The 14,497-nt window shown below is 34.5% G+C and carries 11 protein-coding genes, 1 tRNA gene and 1 pseudogene; 7 read left to right on the top strand and 6 right to left on the bottom strand.

All coding sequences use genetic code 11. The features are described 5' to 3' along the window. Positions 1 to 192: 192 nt before the first annotated feature. The 5 genes and pseudogenes from ACVBAX_RS10625 to ACVBAX_RS10605 form a co-directional block, all read right to left on the bottom strand. Positions 193 to 351, bottom strand: a pseudogene (locus tag ACVBAX_RS10625) (YozQ family protein); the annotation flags it as partial. Positions 352 to 585: 234 nt separating this feature from the next. Next, the gene (locus ACVBAX_RS10620; RefSeq protein ID WP_447117019.1) at positions 586 to 1,026 is read right to left on the bottom strand and encodes a Fur family transcriptional regulator; all 441 of its coding nucleotides are present in this window, start codon (positions 1,024 to 1,026) and stop codon (positions 586 to 588) included. 170 nt (positions 1,027 to 1,196) lie between these two features. After that, positions 1,197 to 1,328 carry a hypothetical protein gene (locus tag ACVBAX_RS10615; protein ID WP_430773677.1) on the bottom strand — a complete coding sequence of 44 codons (132 nt, stop codon included), beginning with the start codon at positions 1,326 to 1,328 and terminating at the stop codon, positions 1,197 to 1,199. Between the two features lie 9 nt (positions 1,329 to 1,337). Continuing rightward, entirely contained in the window at positions 1,338 to 2,555 is a 1,218-nt protein-coding gene (locus ACVBAX_RS10610; protein WP_447117018.1) for a helix-turn-helix domain-containing protein, read from the bottom strand. Between the two features lie 147 nt (positions 2,556 to 2,702). Continuing rightward, positions 2,703 to 3,968 (bottom strand): S8 family serine peptidase, encoded by a 1,266-nt coding sequence (locus tag ACVBAX_RS10605; RefSeq protein ID WP_447117016.1) that lies wholly within the window; start codon positions 3,966 to 3,968, stop codon positions 2,703 to 2,705. A gap of 292 nt (positions 3,969 to 4,260) precedes the next feature. Between ACVBAX_RS10605 and ACVBAX_RS10600 the strand changes: the two genes are divergently transcribed. Next, a tRNA-Val gene (locus ACVBAX_RS10600) sits at positions 4,261 to 4,332 on the top strand. 133 nt (positions 4,333 to 4,465) lie between these two features. Here ACVBAX_RS10600 and ACVBAX_RS10595 read toward each other — a convergent pair. Then, entirely contained in the window at positions 4,466 to 5,578 is a 1,113-nt protein-coding gene (locus ACVBAX_RS10595; RefSeq protein ID WP_447117015.1) for a tyrosine-type recombinase/integrase, read from the bottom strand. A gap of 388 nt (positions 5,579 to 5,966) precedes the next feature. Between ACVBAX_RS10595 and ACVBAX_RS10590 the strand changes: the two genes are divergently transcribed. The 6 genes from ACVBAX_RS10590 (at position 5,967) to ACVBAX_RS10565 (ending at position 14,395) form a co-directional block, all read left to right on the top strand. After that, positions 5,967 to 6,734 carry a DUF5986 family protein gene (locus tag ACVBAX_RS10590; RefSeq protein WP_447117014.1) on the top strand — a complete coding sequence of 256 codons (768 nt, stop codon included), beginning with the start codon at positions 5,967 to 5,969 and terminating at the stop codon, positions 6,732 to 6,734. 30 nt (positions 6,735 to 6,764) lie between these two features. Then, positions 6,765 to 7,946, top strand: coding sequence for a helix-turn-helix domain-containing protein (locus tag ACVBAX_RS10585; RefSeq protein ID WP_447117013.1), 1,182 nt, complete (start codon positions 6,765 to 6,767; stop codon positions 7,944 to 7,946). A gap of 138 nt (positions 7,947 to 8,084) precedes the next feature. Then, the gene (locus tag ACVBAX_RS10580; RefSeq protein WP_447117012.1) at positions 8,085 to 8,375 is read left to right on the top strand and encodes a hypothetical protein; all 291 of its coding nucleotides are present in this window, start codon (positions 8,085 to 8,087) and stop codon (positions 8,373 to 8,375) included. Positions 8,376 to 8,526: 151 nt separating this feature from the next. Next, a complete protein-coding gene (locus tag ACVBAX_RS10575; protein WP_447117011.1) occupies positions 8,527 to 10,077 on the top strand; it encodes an N-6 DNA methylase in 1,551 nt (516 codons plus the stop codon). Then, positions 10,074 to 11,318, top strand: a complete 1,245-nt coding sequence (locus ACVBAX_RS10570; RefSeq protein WP_447117010.1) for a restriction endonuclease subunit S — start codon at positions 10,074 to 10,076, stop codon at positions 11,316 to 11,318. Before ACVBAX_RS10575 ends, ACVBAX_RS10570 begins: the two co-directional genes overlap by 4 nt. A gap of 17 nt (positions 11,319 to 11,335) precedes the next feature. After that, the gene (locus ACVBAX_RS10565; RefSeq protein ID WP_447117009.1) at positions 11,336 to 14,395 is read left to right on the top strand and encodes a type I restriction endonuclease subunit R; all 3,060 of its coding nucleotides are present in this window, start codon (positions 11,336 to 11,338) and stop codon (positions 14,393 to 14,395) included. Positions 14,396 to 14,497: the final 102 nt, after the last annotated feature.

The raw sequence follows: 14,497 nt of genomic DNA, 5'->3' as shown, positions 1-14,497 counted from the left end.
TTCGCTGAGTGATGTGTTGTTTGTCAGAAATATAAATAATTTCTACCGGTTGTTTTTCCTGTAGTGACTTCATTAATAATCGGTGCATTTGCATCCCTCGCAGTGGATCGTGTTACTCTTATTATATGCGAACAAACGTTCTTTATTCAATAAATGAAAAAAAGTGTGGAAAAAAATCCACACTTTTTTGAATCAGTCATTCTTCTCTAGTTCTTGGTCGATCGTCCCTTCATAATAACCATCACTTGCTTGTTCATGTGTTTGGGCTAATCCCATTTCGAGTTGGTTTTCACTGTTGTAATCAGAGGGCTCGAAGGTTTTACCAGCAATTTTTGATGAGTTGTTTTTTTTCATTGCATCTCCGCCTTTTCATCATTATTCATACTTATTTTTTGATAAAAGGAACAAGGACATACAAACTAAAAAATAAAAAACTGCACATGTTTTGGCAGTTTTAAGGGAATGGTTAATTTTTTCTGATTTTAAACTTACTTCCACATTTACAGATCACACTATGTTTTAAATATTTTATGGGAGTTTGACACTTAGGACATACACTGTTATGCATATTAATCGCCTTCTTTTTTATTTAGTAACTTCTTTGTTTTCACTACATTTTTTACATATTCCATAAAGCTCGAGCTGATGAGAATGAACACGAAACTTAGTTAACTTATTAGCTATATCTTCCACTTCTCTTAATAATGGATATTTGAAGTCTTCAATTATTCCACATATATGACAAATCACATGATAATGTTCATCCATTTTAAATTCATATTTGCTTAATCCATTACCATAGGGTAATTCATTTAATATATTTAATTTTACAAACATTTTTACATTATTGTAGATGGTTGCAATACTAATAGAGGGGAGTTTTGAATGTATATCATCCACAGTTGGATGGCCTTTCATGGAAGCAATTGTTCTTAATATTAGTATTCTTTGTGGTGTAATTCGTAGTCCACGTTCTTTTAATAAAGGGATAAGTTTTTCGAAATCTAATTCTAATTCATTATTCATAAAAGAACCTCTTTATTAGTAGATTAGAAATTTGGGAAGTTCAGATCAGTATATCGTTAATGATAACACTTCTCATTCAGAAATCAATACTTTTTTATAATTATTTTAAATTAATATCTATTTTACTTAAAACAAAACGACGGTCTGAAGTTTCTCAGACCGCCGTACTTTTATGCTTCTTTCACTGGAGGTAAAATTGGGTGGCCCTGTGGAGCATCGGAGCTTGATAGAGCGTATGTTGCACCTGTTGAAGCTGTAAGAATAAATGCGATGACAACAAAGGAATGGATTAGTTTTTTCATAATATCCTCCTAAATGGTTTTATTCAAATAATATATTGCTTTCTCAAACATACCAGTTGAATGATAATGTTTGGAAAGTAATTGATAAAACATAAGTAAGTCATCTTTATTTTCATTTGAGCTTTCTAAATATGGAATAACAGTTAAAATAACGAATTGGATTGACTTTGATTGATTCTCCAATGCAAGGAGATAATATTTTGAAAGAATGGAATACTTTTTATTATTTAGAGTTTCTGAGATAGTAAATGTGATGGTAAAGGCTTCTTTTGCAAGTTCATGTAATTGCATCTCATAAGCAACCTGACCTTTAACATACTGTGTAACGAGACAATGAGTGGTAGGTGATGATTGTAAGGAAAGACTTTTATTTAAATACAACATTGCTTTATCGTAGTCTTCAAGCTTTTTATAAAGAAGACCGATATTATGATAAATTTGAGGTAGGAGATTCGTTTCGTTTAATAATGTTGCATTTCTTTCTAAATGGTGAAAACAGCTTTTTGCTTCTTCGAAGATTCCAGAATGAGTGTAGTTAATTCCTAAGAGCATTAAGCAATGAAGGATCCGAATAAAATTATGCTCATTCATGTAGGATTGGAGGGCTGCTTTTGCAAAGTGAATGGCGTGACCGGACTGCTGTAAGGCAGCCTTTACCATTGAACGATAATATAAGAATTCGCCCGAAGAAGAGTCATGACTGATTTGAAATAAGGAGTCAAACTGTTGATCCGCTTGTTCAAATTGCCCCTTTAATATATACAGTACCGTAATACAATAATGAAATAAATAGATTTCATGTTGGGAAAATGATTTCTTTAGTTTATTAAGAATTTCTTTTTGGTGGTCGGCTTGATCTACATTACCGAGAAATAATAGGTAACGCATCTTATACAGCTCGTATGTATGTAGGTAAGAGGTAAACGGAATAATTGCGTCATAATTCTTTAACTGGTTGATAATATCTTTAACCTCGTTTTTTTGGTAAAAATAAATCTTTTCATTTAATGTATTTAATAAGTCACCGATAATTTTTTCCTGTTCCTCGGCCCGATTTATGCTTATATGTAATCGATCGAGCAAGAAAGAAATGGTTTCATCATTTGCTTCCTTTCCATTATTTTCAATTTTGCTTAGATGGGAAACGGAACAAATTCCATTAGCAAGCTCCTTTTGGGTAAGACCTTTTTGAGTACGATAATACTTAATTAAAGGTCCGAATTGCAACGAAATCACCTCCTATTGCTTATACTTTATCACCGTTAGCATAAATGTAAACCTATTTTTCAGATATTTTTGAATACAGGAAAAAAGGACGATAATTCGAACGTAAAAAACCATCCAGCGAAAACTGAATGGTTTTTTACTCTTGCTTTATCTTACACGAGGGAATCCAAAACCTGAGGCATAGTCGTCTCCAGCTGCCGCACCAACTCCGCCGTATATATCGTATGATTTTGCACGAGTTTGTAGTTCGCTTCTAAGCTGTGTATGTGAGAGTGAAGGGTTAGCTGCCCATATTTTCGCCGCTAAACCAGAAACATGTGGTGTAGCCATAGATGTCCCACTAATTGTGTTATATCCACCATTATACCAAGTAGATTCTATTGCTGCACCAGGTGCTGATACTTCAATATCACGCTCTTGAATTACGAAATCACCATCAGTATTCGGATTGCCTCTGGATGAAAAATCAGCGACTCGATAAGTTCCATTTTGTTGAACATTTTCAAGTGCAGCCACCGCAACGGCATTAACTAAAGCACCTGGGTAACCAATGGTGTTGCTTGCAGAACCGCTATTACCAGCAGCTGCAACCACTAATAACCCTTTGCTGTAAGCATAATCAACTGCATTTGCAATCATGGTATCTTTTGAACTTGATCCAAGAGACATGGAAATTATAACCTTTGAACCTGTTCTTGTTGCTTCGTCTGCTGCATGTCGTATAGCTCCAGCGATGTCATCGGAATAGCCTGAACCACGGTCGTTTAGTACCTTGTAAGCCCAAAGGTCAGCTTCAGGAGCCACTCCATAAATTCCTAGTCCGTCACTACCGCCATGAGCTAATACTGTGCCAGCGACATGTGTTCCATGACCGTTTTTATCGGAGCACGATCCGTTGATCAAAGGTGAACGATTTTGAGTGAAGTCTTTACACTGTTCAGCTGAACCTGCTAAGTCAATATGGCTTGTATAAACACCGGTATCTAACACAGCAACTTTAATTCCTGCGCCCCCGGATGTTTTTTGAACAGAACTATCATTATAGATTGCTTGAATCCCCCAAGGTGTTTGGTCACTAGGGAGAGCTTGTGCAGATACTCCAGGTTTTGCGTTTGCTTCTGTACGATCTTCGAGACTTACCTCTTCAACCATTTGGATGGTAAGATTCTTGTTTTTAAGTAAAGCGTTGTACTGACTTTCATTTACCGTTGTTGAAAACCCATCCTTTCCAAAGTCCCAGCGCGATCCATACGTTTGTTTGGCTTTACCCTTTTCACTCTGAGGTCCTTGGATGTACACTCGATAAGTATCCTTTGAAGCACTTTCTTGCTGCGCGCCTAGTGCACCGCTTGCAAATAATGATAGTCCCATTGCTGCGCTAATTAGCACAGAGCCTAAAGTTCTTTTTCTCATGTATGAACTCCTTCCCAACTTAAAGGTTCAACCTTGAGAGGTTGTAAGGTAAGTATAGTGATAATTTTTAAATAAAATCAATAGACTTGTAGAGTTAGAAAGTTGGGAAAATTTTTGAGATCATTCAGGGATACATGGGACTTATTAAAGAAAAATGAGAGACTTATGATATATGTGTGATGATATTGACAATTCTCATAAATCAAGTATAATAAAATTTGTACTATAAAAGAGATCTGTTAGCTCAGCTGGGAGAGCATCACCTTGACAGGGAAACTATCCTTTATATTACGAGCGATTAGTTCAGTGGGAGAACATCACCTTGACAGGGTGAGGGTCGGGGGTTCGAATCCCTCATCGCTCATAGGTTTAAGGCACTTTCTAAGAAGTTAGAGAGTGCCTTTTTATATGTCGAAAATTGAGTAACCTTTGACCGGTTTTCTGATAGAATCTTTTTCGCGGTGGGATTTTGGCGGGGTGGATTTTACTCCACCGTTTTATTCAAATAACCGTTCGAATTTTTCAATGGCTTCAGTCTCCATTGATGGTAGTAAATGTGCATATGTGTCCATAGTAATTTTGATTGAACTATGTCCTAGCCTTTCTGATACTACTTTCATTTGAACACCTGCTTTTAGCATTAGAGTAGCATGTGTATGGCGTATTGCATGGAAGGATAAATTTTTATTTACTGGGCTTGATTTTAGTGTATTACGGAAAATACGTGAAAAGTTATCAACAGATACGAACTTTCCGTTTTGAGTAGCGATTACTAAATCATTATCTTCATACTCATTCATTGCTTTTTCCACCTTTTGCATTTCTTTATGTTTAATAATGTCTTGTTTCATTTGTTCCGAAAAAGCAACAAATCTTCCTAAAGAAGTCTTTGTGCCTTCTTGCATATAACGATCTGTCCCCATAGCCGCTCTAACTAATCTTTTTCTGACATTGATTGTTTTTCTATCTAAATCAATATCACGCCACTGTAAGGCTAATAATTCCCCACGTCTAAGGCCGGTGTGTGCAGCCAATCTAAAGGCAAAAGCATAACGAGTATAGCCCTCAGCAAACTCTAAAAATTCTTTGAGTTCCTTTTCATCAAGTACTTCAATTTTTTTGTTCGTCTCTTTTGGTTTTTCAACCCCATTACATGGGTTATACTTGATTTCTTGTCTTTTTAATAGGTCGTTATAATACTTGTTCACAATGTTATATGCTTTTTTTACCGTAGCACTGCTTAAGTTCTTATCATATAAACTGTTTAAAAACAATTGGACATCAGTGGCCTTAATTTGATTAACGGCTTTTTTGTTAAAGAAGGGCTTAATGTGGGTATCAAGTTGCATTTGATAAACACTTCTTGTGTTATCGGATAGGTTTCTTCTACCATTTAGCCAAACTTGTATATGTTCAGCCATATTGTCTTCAATTTCATAATCCCCACTTAATTGTCTTTTAAGTTTTTCTCTATCTGCAGTTTCTGCATCTCTAGCATCATCTCTATCTTTAAAACCACTTTGTTTCCTTCTTATTCCCTTATATTGATACTCAAAGTACCATAACAAATCTTCCTTTTTACTTCTATCCTTGTGTTTGTATTGTGGCATTCGACCATCCCCCTTTTTAATTAGTTTAGTAGATTGTATCACTCCGGAGTGATATTGGGTAGGAGGTATTTTTATGATACCAGCCTATATTTTTTCAATAAATAAACACTTATTTAAGGCGTTATTTCGATGAATAATTAGATTCTATCATTACGGAGGGATTTAGGGAATAAGGTACTTTTGTGTTACCACTTCCTAACTTATAAAATATAAGCATTCAATCTATGGTCATATTTAATTTAAAATATTTTCTGGTTAATAAATATATTGTTTCGTCTTTTTGATATATTAAAAATAAAAAATATTAGTAAATGGTTTACTTTTTACAAAAAAATGTAGTAAGATTAAATTAAATAATACATAGTCCAAAAATGAGAGGAGATAGTAAATGAGTATTAGTTCAGGTATGGGTCATTTGGTTATTGGGAATCTTGTTAAAGCATTTACAGGAACAACAAATGAAGTTGTAAATGAAGTTAGGCAAGAGTACGGCTGGGACACAGGGAACTTTAAGAATGGAGGATCATGGGATACTAGGTTCAATAGAATCAAACAAGTTGCATTACAGAATGAATTATTGGTTCTAACTAGAAAAAGAGCAATATGGTCATTTATTTGTGTTCTAAATCTTGATTCTGGCACTTTATATGTCTTTTCAAAAGACAAGAATTTAGAAGGGGTTATTAAAAAACTCGGAAGGGAAAATATTCATTACTTCCAAGCCTTTGTATCCCTAAATAGTGACCCAGTTGATATGGACAATCAGCAAATGTCATTTTTTTCTGTTTTTCCTGAAGATTACGAGATGCGTAGAATCAGAGAGGCTCAGAAAATACTAGGGGAAGAATATCCGTTAGTAAACCAAGTAATTTTTGTAGTTGCTAAGGAAGAAGAAAGAAAAATAGTTGGGGTTGAAGCGAAACTATTTAATCGATATTTTGAGCTAATTGATGTTCAAGATTGGTCTGCGCATGTTCCTGACGATGAATACGGAAGCATTCTAGTTATAGATGAAGAAACCATTGACAATACTGAAAATATTGGTATTATTCCTAAGGTGAAACTAGAGGTTAAAAACAGAAAAAATCATTTTGAAAAAGAAATTCCAAGCAAAAAGCAGCAAAAAAAAGATATAAAAGAGGAAGGAAACAGTTAAATGGTCCTGTTCTCATAAGGAGGTATCAGGGTGTTAGAACGCCAATTTAACGGTTCAAGACTAAGAGAAGGAAGAATATATCGAGGATATACTATTACTGACCTTGCAAACGAACTAGAAGTAAGTAAACAAATGATTTCGAAGTATGAAAATAACAAAGCAGTTCCTACTTTTGAATCGCTAATACAAATAAGCAATATATTAAAATTTCCAAAAGAATACTTTTATGAGAATTCGATAGAAGTCAAAACTGGTAACACATACTTTCGTTCTCTGTTAACAACTGGCAAAAAAGAAAGAGAAATGCAGTATGACCGTGTTAAATATTTAACAATAATTCGAGCATTACTTGAAGAGTATGTTGATTTTCCAGAATTGCATGTCCCAGACTTTTCTGAAAGGGAGTCTGAGAATGTTGAAGAGATTGCGAATCGATTAAGAGTAGAATGGGGCTTAGAGGATCAACCTATTAAGGATATTGTCTTCTTATTGGAAACAAAGGGATTTGTCATTTCTTCTTTAAATTTGGATAAGAGAACAATTGATGCTTTTGGATCGCTACATGAAGTCAATGGAAAACAATATTATTCAATTGTTTTAGGAAACGATAAAGGTTCTTTTTACAGACGCCAATTTGATGTGGCTCATGAATTGGGACATAAAGTCTTACATGATCCTTATCTAAATTTAGATGACTTGAGTAAGGATGAGTTCAAACAAATTGAGCAAGAAGCTAATGATTTTGCAGCAGCATTTCTTTTACCTAAAGAAAGTTTCTTGAGAGACGTCTCAATACATCCTAACGATTTAATGTATTATAAACTTCTAAAAAAGAAATGGTGTGTATCTATTGGCGCAATGGTTATGCGAGCTTATAAATTAGGTGCTATTACAGAAGGAACGTACCAATACATGCAAAGGTCTATAAGTCAAAAAGGTTGGAGAACCAAAGAACCACTTGATGATATAAAAGACATTAGAGAACCAGTATCAATGAAACAAGCAATAGAACTACTTATTGAAAATAACTACATTACTGGTGATGAATTTATGCAGAAACTATCCCAACATTTTGGCCTAAGTTTATATAGGGAAGAAGTTGAGGAATTGCTTGGATTAGAGGAAGGTTATCTTAAAACAGAGTCTGTTCCTATAAAGGATAATATCGTAAGTATTAAAGACAGACTTGAATCAAAGAAACAAATCAAATAAGTGTTAAACAAGTAAGACATAATAAAAATACCTAGCTGATATATCAGCTAGGTATATTATTTATGTAAAAAAAGAAGGTATCACACCCTCTAAATAGAACATCATGACAATAAGGAATTTACGAAAGAGGGTAGAGAGATGAACGTAAGAAATGAAACGGAAATAGTACAAGTAAATAAAGACATGGTTGTGGCACAACAAGATGATAATTTTGTTGCAGTTATCAAGATTAAACCTTCAAGGGGGAATCATGCTAAGTATGCCATAGTGATTCCTAAAAATAGCCCTATGAAAAATCAAAGGACAATGTTGAGGAAAGAGCATAATGATTTGAATTTTTTTATGAAACTTAAGGTTGCAATCACTCTCTGTAACATTTACAAAAGGGAAAAGCAAGAAACACAAAAGAATCAAGAAAAAAACATTTAATAATCTCTGATTAGCAAGTAAGGATAAATTTTTCCTTACCTTTTTTTATTCCTTTAGTATTCACTAAAAATATGTAATCAGTATAGATAATGATTTATGATAAAATAGGAAAATAGTTAGAAGTTTTTTTGTTGATTTTAGGAGGCAAACCATGAAGGTACAAGCAGATATAGATTTTCAGAAAGACTTATTTGATGCAGCAAATAAAATGCGGGGTAGTGTTGCTCCTAGTGATTATAAGAACTATGTCTTACCCTTAATCTTTTTACGTTATTTGTCTAACAAGTATGAACTACGTCGTTTAACAATTGAGCAAATGGTAACTGATCCAACAAGTGAATGGTATACCGAAGATATAGGAACACAGTCAATGATAATTGAAGATCGTGACCAATATATGTCAGAAAATGTGTTTTTTGTACCTGAAGAGGCTCGTTGGTCTTATATTATGCAACAAGCAAAGCAACCTAATATTAAAGAAATTATTGACCATGCAATGAAGAGAATTGAAGATGAGAATCCAGAACTTGAGGGTATGTTACCACGAATTTACCAAGGTTCAAATATTTCAATAGAAAACGTTGCTGGTTTAATCGAAATTTTTTCGCGTGATGCTTTTAGTGCAAACAATCGAGGGAGTGTAGATGTACTTGGACGTACATATGAATATTTTATTGGTTCTTTTGCTTCATCCGAAGGCAATCGTGGTGGAGAATTTTTTACACCTTCGAGTATAGTCGAGTTACTTGTTGCAATGCTTGAGCCTATTCAAGGAAAAGTGTTTGATCCTGCTTGTGGTTCGGGTGGAATGTTCATTCAAAGTGAAGAGTATGCTCCAAGAAAACATTCACTATCATTTTATGGTCAAGAGAATGTAACAACAACTGTTCGTCTTGGTAAAATGAATGTTTTACTTCATGGGATGAACGCGGATATCCGCTTAGGTGATTCGTTATTAAATGACCAATTTCCAGATTTAAAGGCAGATTATGTAATAGCAAATCCACCATTTAACCAGAAGGATTGGGGAGCAGAGAGAATTGCAAAAAAAGATCCACGTTTAATAGGACCAATAACAAACAGTAACGCAAATTATATGTGGATGCAGCACTTTCTTTTCCACTTGAACGAAAAAGGAACAGCAGGTTTTGTTATGGCGAATGGTGCAATGACAACAAGTGTTAAAGAGGAAAAGGAAGTTCGTCAACGTCTCATTGACGATGGATATATTGATTGCATTGTACAATTACCTGAAAAATTATTTTTTACAACTGGAATTCCATGTTGTTTGTTTTTTTTAAGTAAAAACAGAGATGGAAAAGGAGGATACCGCGAGCGTAAAAATGAGATTCTTTTTATTGATGCTCGTAAACTTGGCTCTCAAGTAAGCCGTAAACAAAAGGCACTTGCAAAAGAAGAAATAGCACAAATTGCTGAAGTTTATCACACATATAAAAATAAGGAAACAGAGGGATACGCTGATATTTCTGGTTTTTGTAAAGTCACAAGTTTAGACGATGTGATAGCAAGTGATTATAAATTAACACCGGGAATTTATGTAGGGACTGAGATCTTAGATGAAGATAGTGTACCGTATAAAGAAAAAATGGCGGAATTAACACAACAACTCTTGAAACAGTTTGAAATGTCTAACCTTCTCCAAGAATTAATAAAAAAGGATTTAGAGGATTTAAAGGAATGAATAATAACTGGAAAAGAATGAGCATAGATGAAGTAATTTTAGATTTATTTGATGGTCCTCATGCCACTCCCAAACCTGCGAATGAAGGACCAGTTTTTTTAGGAATAAAGAATATTACTGATGATGGAATGATTGATTTAACTGATGTAAGACATATCTCTCTAGAAGATTATCCGAAATGGACTAAAAGAGTAACACCACAAAAAGGAGATATTGTTTTCACATATGAAGCAACCCTGAATCGATATGCAATAATTCCAGAGGATTTAATATGTTGCTTGGGCAGACGAGTTGCATTAATACGTCCTAATACCTCAGTAATTTATACTAAATTTTTATTTTATTACTTTTTTAGTAGGGACTGGCGAGAAACTATAGAGAAAAATCTTTTAATGGGTTCTACAGTTGATAGGATTCCCTTAAGTAATTTCAAAGATTTTAAGATATCTGTACCTTCATATCCGGTACAAAAACGAATTGCAGATATTTTAGGGAATATTGATGCAAAGATACAAGTTAATAAAAAAATCAATGAGACACTTGAGGAAATTGGGCAATTGTACTATAAAAATTTATTCGTTAATTTCGAATTAACCCAAAATCTCACATTAAAAGAATCAGAAATTGGTTCAATACCATTAAATTGGAGTATTGCAGCTTTAAAGGATATATTTCAATTTAAGAAAGGTAAAAAACCAAAAGAATTAAAATCTGACAATTGTTCATCAAATTTACCATATCTAAACATTGAAGCATTAAATAATGGCTATGCTCAACAATTTGCTGAGGGTGAGAAATTGGTTATTGCTGAAGATTCTGATGTTTTAATGGTGATGGACGGTAATAGTTCTGGTTCTATATATTCTTCGTATAAAGGTGTTGTTGGATCTACATTATCATTATTAGAAATAAAAAATTCAAGCATATCACCACATTTACTATATTATATTCTTAAAAATCATGAGGACAGTATAAGGTCAAATTTAACAGGGTCAGCCATACCACACGCTGATAAAGGTTATGTTTACTCCATTCAGATAGCAATTCCAGATGAAAATTCTTTAAATGAAATAAATTCTGTATTTAAAAATATTCGTACTCAAATACAAAAAAATATACAAGAAAACGTTCATCTGCTCAGCCTAAAAGAATATTTGCTACCCCGGTTGTTTTCAGGAGAAATACAACTAAAAGATTTAACAGAAGTTGATACTCAAATTAATGAATTCGTTGAATATTGATAAGGAGGTGTTCCATCATGTCCAGACCTCTAGGAGAATCAGCATTTGAAGAAACTACTATTGAAAGATTAAAACGGCTTGATTATGATTATCTTCACGCTCAAGAATTGTTTCAGCGTGGAGAACGTCAACAGTTGCAAGAAGTTATATTATTAGGTAGGTTGGAAGCCTTTCTTAAAAAGGCTTATCCAACCATTCCAGATAATGAAATTAAGAGGCTTGCACAGCAATTTATCTCACCAGATGGTGTAAAACTTATTCAGCGTAACCAGCATTTCCATGAAATGCTGGTTAAGGGATTAGAATTTAAGTATGAATTAAATGGTGAAACATTTGTGCCACATGTATTTCCTATTGATTGGAAAGAACCTACCAATAATGATTTTCTTGTTGTAAATCAATTGTCTGTAGAAGGCCGAATGTCGCGCAGACCAGATATAGTAATTTATATAAACGGTCTTCCGCTTATTGTCTTTGAATTGAAAAATCCCAATAGTGAACAGGCAACAGTAAAAGACGCATATACTCAAGTTCAAAATTACACCTATGATATTTCACAACTTTTTAACTATAATGCCTTTACAGTTGTTTCGGATAACGTTGAGACAAAACATGGTATGCCATTTGCTGACTATGATTTCTTTGCTTCTTGGAAGTCTATTGACGGAAGAAATGTAGATAACAATCGGGCAAATACAATGCGTACATTAATAGAGGGTCTGTTCCCTAAAGACCGTCTGTTAAACTATATTCGCAACTTTATAGTCTTCCTTAAGGCAAGGGACAAAACGAAGAAAATAGGGGCTAAATACCACCAATTTTTCGGTGTTAATTTTGCAGTTGAGGAAACGGTTCGTGCAACTAGGCCGGACGGTGATAGAAAAATCGGAGTTATGTACCATACCACTGGTTCAGGGAAATCGTTGAGTATGCTTTTCTTTGCAGGAATCTTAAGTAGGCATGCTGAACTAAATAATCCTTCTATTGTAATCCAAGTAGACAGAAATGATTTAGACGAACAATTGTATGATACTTTTGTTGAGGGTGAGTCGTTAATTGGTAAGGTTGAACGGGCAAGTAGCACCGAACGATTAAGAACCATACTTAGAGGTGAAGCAACCCCAGTTGTCTTTTCTACCATTGAAAAATTTCGGTTAAAAGGTGAAGAGACAAAACATCCTGTACTTTCTGAAAGAAGGAACATTGTTGTAATTGCTGATGAGGCACATCGTACGCAGTCAGGATTCGAAGGTGGTTATGCTGCACAATTGCGTTTTGCACTTCCAAACGCCTCCCACATCGGCTTTACAGGTACACCAGTAGATTTTGTAGGAAACAATACTGAAGAGATATTTGGACACACTATACATCGTTATGACATGGCACAGGCTGTTGCTGATAAAGCAACATTACCAATCTATTATGAAAGTCGACTAATACCACTTGATTTAACAGCAGAAGACATTGATGAGCAATTTGAAGATATTTTTGTGGATAATGGTGAAGGTGACGAAACAGAAGGTTATAAAAGAAAATGGGCCGCTTTAGAAAAAGTTGTGGGAACTCCAAAACGGCTCCAACGCCTTACAAACGATATCGTATCACATTTTAATTCAATGGCCAATCCTTTTCAAAAAGCAATGATTGTATGTATGAGCCGCCAAATTGCTGCTGATTTATATAATTGTTTAAAAGAAGTAGAAGGTTGTCCAAAAATGGAAGTAATTATGACTGGTGATGTCTCAAAAGACCCACGTGAATGGCGAGAGATTCAAGAAGGTAGCCAATATTCACATATTAAGTCTAAGAAAGAACAGGAAGACGTTAAGGCTAAGTTACGGGACCCTGAAGACCCACTTAAATTTGTTATAGTAGTAGATATGTGGTTAACAGGTATGGACGCACAGCCGCTTTCTTATTTATATGTCGATAAGCCTATGAAGGGTCATAATCTAATGCAGGCCATTGCTAGGGTAAACCGTGTTTTTCCCGGCAAAGAAGGTGGAATTGTTGTTGATTATATAGGCATTGCCACTTCCTTAAAGGAGGCAACACATAAATATACAACAGGTGGAGGCAATGGGATTCCCGCATATGATATTACTGAAGCCATAAGAATTTTTAATGAGAACTTAGAATCTGTTAGAAATTATATACCTTCTAATATAGTGATAGACAGTTGGAGGCATAAACCTCAAATAGATAGAGAAGATTTTATAGCAGATATAGTAAATGTGTTATTAAACAGTGATACAGAAGATTATATTCAGTATGCAACAAAATTAGAAAAATCGTATCAACTCGTTAAAAATCAGCCAGAAGTAATGGTACTTGCTGATGAGGTTACTCTATACCTAATGTTAAAGGCTCAACTACGAAAGCATTTAAGACCTCCGGGTGGTACTGGGGGAGGGAATAAGACATTAGAAGAGCAACTGTCAGCATTATTGGATCAGAATTTACTTGCTAAAGAAACGGTAGACATATTCAAAGTTGTTGGAATCGAACGGCAGGATATTAGCATTCTTGATGAGCAATTTTTGGCCGATTTATCGAAGAAAGAACATGAGGATTTACGGTTAAAACTATTGAAAAAACTACTTGAGGACAAGATAAAAGTTACATTTAAGCAGGGTAGTCCACAAACTAAAACGATGCAAGAGTTGTTAGAAAAAACTTTAACTGAATACCATAATCGTGTCATTCAAGCAGCAGATGTCGTTCGAATGATGATAAAAATGCGCAAAGAAATGGAAGAAGAAATGCGCAAACGACAGGACTTAGGCTTGTCAGAGGAAGAAATTGAGTTTTATAAAGTAATTACTTCAATGGAGGATACCGCTTTTTCAAACGAGTACTTAGCCAACTTAATACACAAAGTAGTTAATGAGTTAAAAAAGAAACTCGATGTTGATTGGACTAGCCCACACCGACAAGATGTTTATGCTAAAGTGAAACTTGCTGTCAAAATGGTATTAATGAAAGAGAAAGTTACTGGACAACAACTTCAATTCTTAACTAATAAGTTTATGGAACAAGCTGAAGAGCAGTATAAGGGATGGCCGATGGATGCATAGTTAGTTTCAATATTAACAGATACCTAAATGGATTTTGGGTATCTGTTTTTTTGAATTCTATCAAAAATAATTTCATCCTTCAATGAACCATACTAGAACCAA

This window comes from Robertmurraya sp. GLU-23, from assembly GCF_052983275.1.
The sequence above is the reverse complement of the archived record's forward strand: the minus strand, read 5'-3'. Positions and strand labels throughout refer to the sequence as shown.

What these genes read in the sequence shown, in the direction of transcription:
- ACVBAX_RS10595 (WP_447117015.1), bottom strand. Translation starts at nt 5,578, where the DNA reads ATGCCACAATACAAACACAAGGATAGAAGTAAAAAGGAAGATTTGTTA.
- ACVBAX_RS10575 (WP_447117011.1), top strand. Translation starts at nt 8,527, where the DNA reads ATGAAGGTACAAGCAGATATAGATTTTCAGAAAGACTTATTTGATGCA.
- ACVBAX_RS10570 (WP_447117010.1), top strand. Translation starts at nt 10,074, where the DNA reads ATGAATAATAACTGGAAAAGAATGAGCATAGATGAAGTAATTTTAGAT.
- ACVBAX_RS10580 (WP_447117012.1), top strand. Translation starts at nt 8,085, where the DNA reads ATGAACGTAAGAAATGAAACGGAAATAGTACAAGTAAATAAAGACATG.
- ACVBAX_RS10615 (WP_430773677.1), bottom strand. Translation starts at nt 1,328, where the DNA reads ATGAAAAAACTAATCCATTCCTTTGTTGTCATCGCATTTATTCTTACA.
- ACVBAX_RS10620 (WP_447117019.1), bottom strand. Translation starts at nt 1,026, where the DNA reads ATGAATAATGAATTAGAATTAGATTTCGAAAAACTTATCCCTTTATTA.
- ACVBAX_RS10590 (WP_447117014.1), top strand. Translation starts at nt 5,967, where the DNA reads ATGAGTATTAGTTCAGGTATGGGTCATTTGGTTATTGGGAATCTTGTT.
- ACVBAX_RS10605 (WP_447117016.1), bottom strand. Translation starts at nt 3,968, where the DNA reads ATGAGAAAAAGAACTTTAGGCTCTGTGCTAATTAGCGCAGCAATGGGA.
- ACVBAX_RS10565 (WP_447117009.1), top strand. Translation starts at nt 11,336, where the DNA reads ATGTCCAGACCTCTAGGAGAATCAGCATTTGAAGAAACTACTATTGAA.